General features: G+C 61.4%; 9 protein-coding genes. 4 read left to right on the top strand and 5 right to left on the bottom strand.

The genetic code is table 11. The annotated features are described in order from the left end of the window. Positions 1-84: 84 nt before the first annotated feature. Positions 85-864 (bottom strand): hypothetical protein, encoded by a 780-nt coding sequence (locus QP884_RS08860; RefSeq protein ID WP_284821762.1) that lies wholly within the window; start codon positions 862-864, stop codon positions 85-87. A gap of 57 nt (positions 865-921) precedes the next feature. Beyond that, complete coding sequence (leuA, locus tag QP884_RS08855) at positions 922-2,739, bottom strand: 2-isopropylmalate synthase (protein WP_284821760.1); 1,818 nt, start codon at positions 2,737-2,739, stop codon at positions 922-924. 217 nt (positions 2,740-2,956) lie between these two features. Between leuA and QP884_RS08850 the strand changes: the two genes are divergently transcribed. After that, positions 2,957-4,084 (top strand): mannosyltransferase family protein, encoded by a 1,128-nt coding sequence (locus QP884_RS08850; protein ID WP_284821759.1) that lies wholly within the window; start codon positions 2,957-2,959, stop codon positions 4,082-4,084. Here the strand turns inward: QP884_RS08850 and QP884_RS08845 are convergent. Beyond that, positions 4,081-4,959, bottom strand: coding sequence for a DMT family transporter (locus QP884_RS08845; protein ID WP_005323152.1), 879 nt, complete (start codon positions 4,957-4,959; stop codon positions 4,081-4,083). The two genes, QP884_RS08850 and QP884_RS08845, sit on opposite strands and share 4 nt — an antisense overlap. 226 nt (positions 4,960-5,185) lie before the next feature. Here QP884_RS08845 and QP884_RS08840 point away from each other — a divergent pair, with 226 nt between their 5' ends. Together QP884_RS08840 and QP884_RS08835 are read left to right on the top strand one after the other, a co-directional pair. Further along, a complete protein-coding gene (locus QP884_RS08840) occupies positions 5,186-6,451 on the top strand; it encodes an aspartate kinase (RefSeq protein ID WP_179387282.1) in 1,266 nt (421 codons plus the stop codon). Between the two features lie 34 nt (positions 6,452-6,485). Continuing rightward, positions 6,486-7,517: an aspartate-semialdehyde dehydrogenase gene (locus QP884_RS08835; RefSeq protein ID WP_284821757.1), complete on the top strand. Its 1,032-nt coding sequence runs from the start codon at positions 6,486-6,488 to the stop codon at positions 7,515-7,517. Between the two features lie 110 nt (positions 7,518-7,627). Here QP884_RS08835 and QP884_RS08830 read toward each other — a convergent pair whose 3' ends face one another. Beyond that, a complete protein-coding gene (locus QP884_RS08830) occupies positions 7,628-9,028 on the bottom strand; it encodes a YkvI family membrane protein (protein WP_284821756.1) in 1,401 nt (466 codons plus the stop codon). Between the two features lie 284 nt (positions 9,029-9,312). Next, positions 9,313-9,855, bottom strand: coding sequence for an RNA polymerase sigma factor (locus tag QP884_RS08825; RefSeq protein WP_284766139.1), 543 nt, complete (start codon positions 9,853-9,855; stop codon positions 9,313-9,315). Positions 9,856-9,961: 106 nt separating this feature from the next. Between QP884_RS08825 and QP884_RS08820 the strand changes: the two genes are divergently transcribed. After that, entirely contained in the window at positions 9,962-11,512 is a 1,551-nt protein-coding gene (locus QP884_RS08820) for a catalase (RefSeq protein ID WP_284821755.1), read from the top strand. Positions 11,513-11,637: the final 125 nt, after the last annotated feature.

Genomic DNA, 11,637 nt, shown 5'->3' with positions numbered 1-11,637 from the left:
TTACTTCGCATTTTAAGCATCGCTAGGCGCGATTTCCAATTTCCCAACCCGGCGAGAACGGGGTGTTATCCTGCCCAAAAGTTCCTACAGAATAAAAATGAGTACGGCGATAAGCGCTGCAATTACCAGTAGGGCAATGAGGGCGGGCCACCACTGCTGGCGGCGCGGTGCAGAGTCATTGACGTTAACGGCGCGGAAGCTGGTGGTTTCGAAGGTTTCGGTGGCGGCGGGGGAGGTAGGGGTGGCGTCGGCAAGCGAGGCTTCCTTTGAATCCGGCAGCGGCGCACCCGCATAGATGCTGAGCACGCGGCCGGTGCTGCGCGGCGCATGGTAGGCATGGGCCAGGGTTGTGCCCTGCTTGGCGACGTCCACCCTATCCAGCCGCCCCACCCACTGCGGGCCCAAATAAGCATCGGCGCCGGAGCCGGTGGTGCTGGGTGAAAGCGTCACCAATACGTGCATGCGCGCGTGGGCGGGAATATCCAGTTCCGCGGGCAGGTCGGTGATGTTGATGGGCGGGGCATAGCCCAGCATCGTCCACGGGCCGGCCGGCGGGTTATTGGCCGGCAGGCAGAGGCCCGGCCGGGGCAATAGCAAGGACAGGGATCCATCGGGCTGCGGCGCGGCCGTGGCTGCAGGGGTGAGCCCGGCGCGAAAAAGCAGATCTATCTCGGGGTATTCGGCGCGGTCGGCACTGGTGATGTGCCCGATGGGGGAGTCGGTGCGCACCTCCAGGCCGCCGTCCTCGCGGGGCGCCAAGGTGACGGTGAACTCCTGGTTTTCCTTCGTCTGCGCACCATAGATGGGCAGGGCCTGCACGGCGCCCAAGCCGCGGTGCGGGATGAGGTAGGTAGAAGAAGGCATACCCACCCTTCTACCACGCCAAGGCGCGGCATTGGTGTGCAGCACCGGCGGCTGGGCTTAGGCTAGGGCGCGGTTGACGGCGGAGTTAATCGCGTTAATGGAAGCCCGCGTGGTGGATCCGGCGATTCCGGCGCCCCACACCTTGTTCTGGTTGACGTCGGCGGCGATATAGCAGGCGGCCTCGGCATCATCACCGGCGGAGCGGGACTGCTGGGAGTATTCCATGACCTCGAAATCGATGCCCAGGGATTCCAGCGCGTTGGCATACGCCGCGATGGGGCCGTTGCCGGTGCCGGAGACGGTGGATTTTTCCCCGCGGAAGGCCACCGTGGCGGTCACGGCGACGTCACCGTCGGCGGCCGGGGAGTTGTCCATGTGGAAGGCCTCCACAGCCAACGGGGTTTCGCGGTCCAGGAATTCGGTGGCGAAGATGTCCCACATATTCTTGGAATTGACCTCGCCGCCCTCGGAGTCGGTGATTTCTTGCACCACGGTGGAAAATTCCGCTTGCATGGCGCGCGGCATATTGATGCCGTGGTCGGTCTTCATGATGTAGGCAACGCCGCCCTTGCCGGACTGGGAGTTGACGCGGATGACCGCCTGGTAGTCGCGGCCCACGTCCTTCGGATCGATGGGCAGGTAGGGAACCTCCCAGATGGCCTCGCGCAGTTCTTCCCACGAGACCTCGGTATTGTTCGCGCCGGGGCGGATGGTGGCCGCCAGCGCATCCAAGCCCTTGTTGATGGCGTCCTGGTGGGAACCGGAAAAGGCGGTAAAGACCAACTCGCCGCCGTAGGGGTGGCGCTCCGGCACGCGCAGCTGGTTGCAGTATTCGACGGTCTCGCGGATCTGCGGCAGATCGGAGAAGTCAATCTGTGGGTCCACGCCCTGGGTGAGCATGTTCAGTCCCAGGGTGATGAGATCGACGTTGCCGGTGCGCTCGCCGTTGCCAAACAGACAGCCCTCGATGCGGTCCGCGCCGGCCATAAAGCCCAGCTCGGCGGCGGCGATTCCCTCGCCGCGGTCATTGTGCGGGTGCAGCGAGAGCAAGATGTCCTCGCGGCGAGCCAGGTTGCGGTGCATCCACTCGATGGAATCGGCGTAGACATTGGGCGAGATCATCTCCACGGTGGACGGCAGGTTGATGATCATCGGATTATCCGGGGAGGGGTCCATGATCTCTACTACCTCATCGCAAACCTCGCGGGCGAAGTCCAGCTCGGTGCCGGTGAAGGATTCGGGGGAGTACTCCCAGCGCCACGTGGTGTCTGGGTAGTCCGCGGCGATGGATTTGATGAGCTCGGCAGCGTTGGTAGCCAGCTTCTTAATGGCGGGCTTGTCCTTGCGGAAGACCACTCGGCGCTGCAGCTTCGAGGTGGAGTTATAAAAGTGCACGATGACGTTCTTGGCGCCCTCGCAGGCCTCAAAGGTGCGGCGGATCAGGTGTTCGCGGGCCTGGACTAGTACCTGGATGGTGACGTCATCGGGAATCTTATTGCCCTCGATGATTTCGCGGACGAAGTTGAAATCCGTTTGGGAGGCGGATGGGAAGCCGACCTCGATTTCCTTGTAGCCCATCTTGACCAGCAGGTCGAACATGCGGTGCTTGCGCTCTGGGCTCATGGGATCAATGAGCGCCTGGTTGCCATCGCGCAGATCCACCGCGCACCACTGTGGGGCGTGGGTGATCTTCTTGCTGGGCCACGTGCGGTCCGGCAGGTTGATGTCTTCCACCTCGACGGCGAAGGGCTGGTAGCGCTCGTGGGGCATGGCGGAGCCGCGCTGCTTATTCCACGCGGGCTGGCCTTCGCGGCGTGGGCCGTTAGGGGTGGTGATATCGCGAGGGGCGCTGATAAAAGAGTCAGTGGGGGACATGGTGCGGTTTCCTTGTCTGTGGTGTCTATGGGGAGACGGCCAGCTGGGCTTGGGCAGCCGGACTCCGCGACGGGGCGCTGGCCAGTACTTAGGCCGAAATCCCGCCGCGGCAGATAAGGAGTAGGTCAATCCACTGTGTCATATCGGTCACACTACAGGCTCTCTCACTATGTGGCAAGAGATTTCATTCAATGAGACGCGGCGGTGGTACGGTACTATGCCTTTCGTGTCTACAGCCCGCCATGCCGCACCCACCTCACCGTCCTTACTGCGCTCCTTGTGGGCGCCTGCCGCACTCGTTGCGCTCATCGGCGCTGCACTGCGCGTGGGCGTGCTCGCGGCGGTGGCCGCCGTGCAGGACGATAAGCTCTGGGGACTGCTCAATAAGTGGGACGCCAAGCACTACGTAGAAATCGCCCGCGGCGGGTACTTCGGTGCGGATATCTCTACGGATGGGCCGGTCCATGAGACAACCATGGCCTTCTTTCCGGGCTTTCCCTTCCTGGTGCGTGCGGTAAGCGGCATCCTGGGAACCGGCGAGGCCGGCACCGCCATCGCGCTCAACGTGCTCTTTAGCATTGCGCTGGCCGCCGGGGTGATGGCCCTGGCCGCGCAGATGGGCATGGGGAAGTGGGCCCAAGTGCTCAGCGCCGTAGTGGTCACCAGCGCGCCGATGTCCATCGTTTTTTCTATGCCGTATACCGAGGCGCTTTTCGGAGCGCTGGCTATCTGGGCGGTGGTGGCGCTGGTGGGCGAGCGCTGGTGGGCCGCCGCGGCGTATATCTTTGTGGCCGGGCTCGTGCGCCTTACCGCGGTGGACCTCGTTGCGGTCTTTGGGCTTATGGTGCTGCTGCGGGACCGAAAGGACTGGCGAGCCTGGGCCGCGGTGGCGTTTTCGGTCGTGCCGCTTGTGGGGTATTTGTGGTGGTCGAGCAGCCACTTGAAAGAGGTCGGCGGCTACTTTGGTATCCAGAAAGAACATTGGAATTCCGGCTTCGATGGCGGCAAAGCCACGGTGGTGTGGCTGTGGGAGACGCTGACCGGGGCCACCAATGGCGGCTACCTGCTTAGCGCCGGCGTAATGATCGCTGCCCCGCTATGCCTGGTGCTGGCGTGGCGCCGCCTGCCGTTGGCGGCCTGGCTATTTTCCGCCGTCCTCATGGCCAATGTGCTGCTTTCTGATGGCATCATGCATTCGCGGCCCCGGCTGCTCCTGCCGGCGGTGATCGTGTTGTTGCCGTGGGTGAAAAAGGGGGCGTCGGCAAGCGTGGCGGTTATTGCCTGGGCCTTGTTTGGCGCGTGGTTTTCGGCCTATATGCTCGGCGTATTTGAGTGGGCCATCTAGCCGCGCTGGCTCACCGGGCTGCGGGAGAGCACGATGGTGGACAGCACCATGACGGTCAGGGCGATGAGCATAATTGCCCAACCGACGGCCGTATCGATGAGGAATTTCTCTCCCAGCACCATGTACCCCAAGCCGAAGGCCACGATGGGTTCAAAGATGGTCATGGCCGGCAGGGAATGGGCCAGGGGGCCGGCGTTGAAGGAATATTGCTGTACCACCGTGCCGGTGAGCGCGAGGCCGATGAGGCCGTAGAACTGCCAGCTAGCCAACAGGGTGGTGAGGCCTTCGTGGGTGAAAATATCCACCACGGCCTTCGAGAGCAGGGCGACGAAGCCATAGATAACGCCGCAGGCCGTGCCCAATGCCAAGGGGCGCTGATCCGGCAGCTTTGCGGCTGCTGCGCCCAGGATGGCGAGGGTGGCCAACCCCACAAGGAGCGCCGGCCACCAATCGCTCCATTCGGGGCGGGGATTGCCGGCAACCGGCCGGCCGTAGATGACCATGATGCCCACCGCGATGGTCAGCGCAATGGACCAGAAAACCTCGTGGAAGGGCATCTTGCGGCCGGAATACCACGCCGATAGCGGCAGGGTAAACATCAAGGACAGCACCAAGATGGGCTGGACCACCAGCAAGGTTCCGAAGCCGAGCGCGATAACCTGCAGGCCGTAGGCGCCAATTGCGGCCGCGGTGCCCACCCACCACAAGGGGTTAGACATGGCGGCGCGCATGACCGAATCATCGGCGTCGAGGGCGATGCGGTGGCGGATGACCGTGCCCCAAGCAACCGTCAGCGCGGATGCGAGCGCGAAAAAGATGGCGAGGAGGTTGCTTAACACCCGCTCAACGGTAGTAAAGATTCCTGTTATATGCATATTCTGCGCTGTATGGCGCGCGTTTTTCTCCGTGGGGGCGGCCGGCGCATGGCGCGCTTTACGCTCGGGGCGTGTGAATAAAAAGCAAGCATTGTCTAGGAATTATGATGAGGACTAGGCCCCTGCGGGGTAGCATGGGTATTTGACTAATGACCGACAGGTATTTCTGGCGGTGTGCAGACGCGCGCCAGGGGTGCCTTGAAAGACGAAAGGCGGCATCCTTACCGTGGCCCTGATCGTGCAAAAATATGGCGGTTCATCCCTCGAATCCGCAGACCGCATTCGCGCCGTTGCGGAGCGCATCGTGGCCACCAAGAAGCAGGGCAACGACGTCGTCGTGGTGTGCTCCGCCATGGGCGATACCACCGATGAGCTGCTCGACCTTGCCGCCCAGGTCAACCCCGTGCCACCACGGCGCGAAATGGACATGCTGCTGACCGCGGGCGAGCGCATCTCCAATGCGCTGGTGGCCATGGCCGTGGAATCCTTGGGTGCCCATGCCCAGTCCTTTACCGGCTCCCAGGCCGGCGTGCTCACCACCGAGCGCCACGGCAATGCCCGCATCGTGGACGTTACCCCAGGCCGCCTGACTGAAGCGCTGGATGAGGGCAAGATCTGCATCGTCGCCGGATTCCAGGGAGTTAATAAGGAATCGCGCGATGTCACCACGCTGGGTCGCGGCGGTTCCGATACCACCGCGGTGGCGCTAGCAGCCGCGCTGAATGCGGACGTGTGCGAGATTTATTCCGATGTTGATGGCGTGTATACCGCAGACCCGCGCATCGTCCCGGACGCGCAGAAGCTAGAGAAGCTCTCCTTTGAGGAGATGCTGGAGATGGCCGCGGTAGGTTCCAAAATTTTGGTTCTGCGCAGCGTGGAGTACGCCCGCGCGTTCAATGTACCCTTGCGAGTTCGCTCGTCTTATTCAAATGACCCCGGCACCCTAGTGACCGGATCGATGGAGGATATCCCTGTGGAAGAAGCAGTACTCACTGGTGTAGCAACCGATAAGTCCGAGGCAAAGGTCACCGTCCTTGGAATCCCGGACCGCCCAGGGGAGGCAGCGAAGGTTTTCCGTGTCATTGCCGATGCAGAGATCAATATCGACATGGTCTTGCAAAACGTCTCCTCTCTGGAGGATGGCACCACCGATATCACCTTCACCTGCCCGCGTGCCGACGGCCCACGCGCCATGGAGCTGTTGACCAAGCTGAAGTCCGAAGGCGGCTGGGCCAATGTGCTTTACGACGACCAGGTGGGCAAGGTCTCCCTCGTCGGCGCTGGCATGAAGTCCCACCCGGGCGTGACCGCCGAGTTTACCGAGGCCCTGCGCGACGTCGACGTCAATATGGAGCTCATCTCCACCTCCGAAATCCGCATCTCCGTGCTCACCCGCGAGGCTGACCTGGATAAGGCAGCTCGTGCGCTGCACGATAAATTCCAGCTTGGTGGCGAAGAAGAAGCCACGGTTTATGCTGGAACCGGACGTTAAATACCCAAAAGCAACTACAGAGGATTTTTAAGTCATGACCACTGTTGCAGTCGTAGGCGCTACCGGCCAGGTCGGCCGCGTTATGCGCTCCATCTTGGAAGAACGCAATTTCCCGGCGGATAAGGTGCGCTTTTTCGCCTCGTCTCGCTCGGCCGGCACCGAGCTGGATTTTCGCGGCGAGCAGATTACGGTAGAAGACCTCGCTGAGGTCACCGAGCAATCCGTTGCCGACGTCGATATTGCCTTGTTCTCCGCCGGCGGCTCCACCTCCAAGCAGTGGGCCCCGGTATTCGCCGCGGCCGGCGCGACTGTGGTGGATAATTCCTCGGCCTACCGCAAGGACCCAGAGGTTCCCCTCATCGTTTCCGAGGTCAACCCCGAGGCAGCCAAGAACACCCCGAAGGGCATCATCGCGAACCCGAACTGCACCACCATGGCGGCCATGCCGGTGCTGAAGGTCCTCCACGATGCCGCTGGCCTGAATAAGCTCCACGTGTCCTCCTACCAGGCGGTGTCCGGCTCCGGCCTGGCCGGCGTGCAGGCGCTGGCCGCGCAGATCTATTCCGTCGGTGAGCACAATGTGGGCTTGGTCCACGATGGCTCCGCGCTTAATGACGAAGACTTTGGCCCGTACGTGGCACCTATCGCCTATAACGCCCTGCCGATGGCCGGCAACCTCGTTGATGATGGCTCTCTGGAGACCGACGAGGAACAAAAGCTGCGCAACGAATCCCGCAAGATCCTGGACATTCCGGAGCTGAAGGTAGCGGGCACCTGCGTGCGCATCCCGGTCTTCACCGGCCACACCCTGACCATCCACGCCGAGTTCGATAAGCCCATCACCCCAGAGCAGGCCACCGAGCTTTTGGGTGGCGCTCCGGGCGTTACGCTTGCCGACGTCCCCACTCCACTCGCCGCCACCGGCATCGACGAGTCCTTGGTCGGCCGCATCCGCCAGGACCAGACGGTGGACGATAACAAGGGCCTCGTGCTCGTCGTCGCCGGCGATAACCTGCGCAAGGGTGCTGCTCTCAACACCATTCAGATTGCAGAGCTGCTCGTCTAGCACAGCGCTACTTCGCCGCCTGTCGCATTAAAAAGCTCGGCGCCCTCCTTTCCTAATAGCAAGGGAAGGAGGGCGCCGAGCTTTTGGCCTATCAGCCGTGGACGAGGGGGCTAGTCCTCAGAAACCGGCTTGGCGGTGCCAGTGCCGGAGTCGGCACCAGTGTCCTTCTTGCCAAAGTCGAGGTCGCTAGTGGACGACGGAACCTCCGGCTTGGTGTGCTGCACGTAGGTCACGGACGGCTCCGGATCCTCGCGGTCATACTCAATATCATCATCATTTTCGAGCTCCTCGTGGATCTCTTCTGCGATATTGGTGACGAACTCGGTGGTTTCCATATTGGACGCTGCAGCCAACTTGCGCAGCTCGCGCTCGTTCTTCTTGGTAAAGCGCTTGCGCGGATCCAGACGACGAGACACCAGCTCGTGTGCGCGCATGCGGCGGTCGGACTCGTCCGAGAGCTTGCTGCCGTTCTTGATGCGGTTAAAGACCATCACCACGATCATCAGCAGGCCCAGGTAGCCCAGGATCGGGTAGACGTTGCTGACCAAGGCCTGGAAGCCCACGAAGGACAAGATGAAGCCGATGATGCAGGCACCGGCATAAACCGGGTAGAAGCGCTTGGGGTTATTGCGGGTCAAGCGCTTGCCCAGCGCGTAGAACATGCCGATGGCGGTATTAAAGACCATGCCGTAAATGACAAAGGTCATCAGCACGCCCAAGACTGGGTGGATGCTGGTAATCAGGCTCAGTACCGGCATGTCCTGGCCGTTGACGGTCTCTGCCTCGAAGAAGAGGGCGAATACCAATAGTGCCAACAGGATGAGATAAAGCAGGCCACCGATGAGGCCACCGACGCCAACTGCACGGTTATCCAGGAAGTTACCGCCAATAACGATGGACATGGATACTGCCGTCATCACGTTTAGGCCGGTGTAGTTCAGTGCGGCTAGCCACCAATTGGGCAGCGAGGTATCAACATTGTTGACCGCCCAGTCATTCATGGCAGCGAAATCAACGTCTGCATTCAAGATGGTATAGCCGGTGGCAAGCACCATGAAGATGATGATGAATGGGGTGATGGTACCGATGACTGCGGTCACGCGGTCGACATCCATCAGGCCGACGAGCAGCACCAAAATCAGCATGGCGGTGGCGCCCACCCATACTGGGACGGACGGGAACTGCTGATTGATATTCGAACCACCGCCGGCGAACATGACGAAGCCGATGGCGAACAAGGTCACCAGGGTGGACCAGTCCAAAATCTTGGCGGTAAATGGCGATGCGACCTTGTCGTAGACAGCGGTGTGCTCCTCGGCTTGGAAGTACGAGCCGAGCTGCAGGATGGAGATGCCGGTGATCATCATCAAACCAGCGGCCAGGGCGATGCCCCACAGGCCCCAGTTACCAAAGGCCACGAAGTACTGCATGGCCTCCTGGCCGGAGGCGAAGCCTGCGCCCACGACGACGCCGATAAACGCCATGGAAATTCCGATTGCGCGTTTTAACATGAAAGGGAGAAACTCTCTTACTCACACGCGCCGGGCCCGGCATTGGTATCGCGCGGGCCCGGATCGACGGTCGATTTATCACGTGTGTACACAACTAATAAACCACACATTGGACAGATATTTCGGGCAAGAATCGCCCTCTCTGTGGCCTCGTTCACCCCACCTATTGCGCGTAAAGTGCAGCTAAGTGCCAAAATCTGGGGCCCGTGGGGTACAAGGTAACCAGAGCGTAACAATTTGAGAGTGAAATTAACTCCGCAATCGCAGGGGGCTATTTGGGGGTATTAACCCGTCCCCGCGATGAGATCCTTGCGGGCGCGCGCCACGCGGGAGCGAATGGTGCCCACGCGCACGCCGGCAATCTTGGCTGCCTCCTCATAGGTATAGCCCAGCACTTGGGTAAGGATGAGGGCTTCGCGGCGGTCGGCCGGGAGGGCGTCGATAAGCGTACGGGCGTCGATCCAGTCGCTCCACGCCGCGGAGTCTTCCGGCGCCGCACCCATCGCGTCTTCGTACTCGGTGGCAGACTTTCGCGGCCGGGCCATATCGTGGCGAATATTGTCCACCCACACGCGCCGGGCCAAAGAGAGCAGCCACGTGCGCGCGGAGGACCGCGCCGCAAAGCGCGGCAAGGCGCTGATGACGCGCAGATAGGTCTCTTGGGTGAGATCGTCAGCTCCCTCAGGCCCGCCCAGGTGCGCCAGCAAGCGCCACACATCATCCTGGGTGGCCTTGATAAACTCCGTCAGCGCCGCGCGGTCGCCGCGACCGGCCCGAAGGGCAAGGTCGGTGACGCGGGCGTCGTCTGCTGCGGAGTGGTGAGTCACCTGAATGAATCTACCAGCACCCCTTACTCTCTTTTGCGAGCCCTGACAACCGTGCAAAGTTTTGCCACACTGGGAAGAACTGAACGCGAATTGCCAGGAGGCATAAATGACTGAGTTCACCGCTGATGACATCCTGAATAAGGGCCAGCGCCCCGCTGGCAAGGGAAATACCACCCGCCCCTCGGGCCAGCCGGTGCTGTCCGAAAACACCTCGGTGACCGCCGGCCAGCAGGGCCCGGTGGCGCTGAATGATATCCACCTCATTGAAAAGCTCGCGCACTTCAACCGCGAGCGCGTGCCGGAGCGCACGCCGCACGCTAAGGGCCACGGCGCCTTTGGCGAGCTGCACATCACGGAAGATGTCTCTGCCTATACCAAGGCCAAGGTCTTCCAGAAGGGCACCGTCACCCCGATGATGGGCCGCTTTTCCACCGTGGCCGGCGAGCAAGGCTCCCCGGATACCTGGCGCGATGTGCACGGCTTTGCCCTGCGCTTCTACACCGAGGAAGGCAACCTCGACATCGTGGGCAATAACACCCCGGTATTCTTCATCCGCGATGGCATTAAGTTCCCAGACTTCATCCACTCCCAAAAGCGCCTGGGCACCAATGGCCTGCGCGATGCCGATATGCAGTGGGATTTCTGGACCCGCAACCCAGAGTCCGCACACCAGGTCACCTACTTGATGGGTGACCGCGGCACCCCGAAGTCCACCCGTCACCAGAATGGCTACGGCTCCCACACCTTCCAGTGGGTCAATGAAGAAGGCGAGGCTTTCTGGGTCAAGTATCACTTCAAGTCCCGCCAGGGCGTGGAGAACTTCACCGATGAAGAGGCCACCACCACCGCCGGCCAGAACCCGGATTGCCACCGCGAGGATCTCTACAACGCCATCGAAGAGGGCAACTACCCGATCTGGGACGTCAAGGTGCAGATCATGCCGCTGGATGAGGCGGAGAATTACCGCTTTAACCCCTTCGACCTGACCAAGGTCTGGTCCAAGAAGGACTACCCGCTGCACGATGTGGGCTACTTTGTGCTCAACCGCAACCCGCGCAACTTCTTTGCCCAGATTGAGCAGGTAGCACTCGATCCTTCCAATATTGTGCCGGGCGTTGGCCTATCCCCAGACAAGATGCTGCAGGCTCGCGCCTTTGCTTATGCTGACCAGCAGCGCTACCGCATCGGACCGAACTATAAGCACCTGCCGGTCAACCAGCCGCAGAATGTGGACCAGGTCAATACTTATGAGCATGAGGGCCCGATGCAGTACCTCTTCAACGCTCCTGAGGATCCGGTTTATTCGCCCAACCGCTATGAGAAGGGCACGGGCGTGCTTGACGACGCCGCTGTAAACGACCGCTCCCAGCTCGAGACCACCACCGCGGCGGAGCTCTACATCAATCCGGAGTCCCACGGCAGCGACCTGGTGCGTGCACCGTATGTTCGCCACGCCGAGGACGATGACTTTGTGCAGGCGCGCGACCTGTACGAGAACGTCTATGACGATGCCGCCAAGGAGCGCCTGGTCACCAATATCACCAACGCGATGGCTGGTGTATCCGAGGAGACCGAGCAGCGCGTCTACGAATACTGGACCAACGTGCACCCAGCCCTTGGCCAGGGCGTGCGCGAGGTCTACGCCGAGAAGAAGTAATCTTTTCCCGGCAGCGCTTGTGCGCTAACGACGCCGCCCCCGTACCGAGTGAACTGGCCCCCGAAAGTTGGACTGGTTTAATTCTAGGCGGTTAGGGCTTCAAGGGTCTGATTTCGATATTGCAT

Source organism: Corynebacterium tuberculostearicum (assembly GCF_030229345.1).
Classification (GTDB): Bacteria; Actinomycetota; Actinomycetes; order Mycobacteriales; family Mycobacteriaceae; genus Corynebacterium; species Corynebacterium tuberculostearicum_G.
Note: the sequence above shows the minus strand (reverse complement) of the source record. Positions and strands in the feature narration are given on the sequence as shown.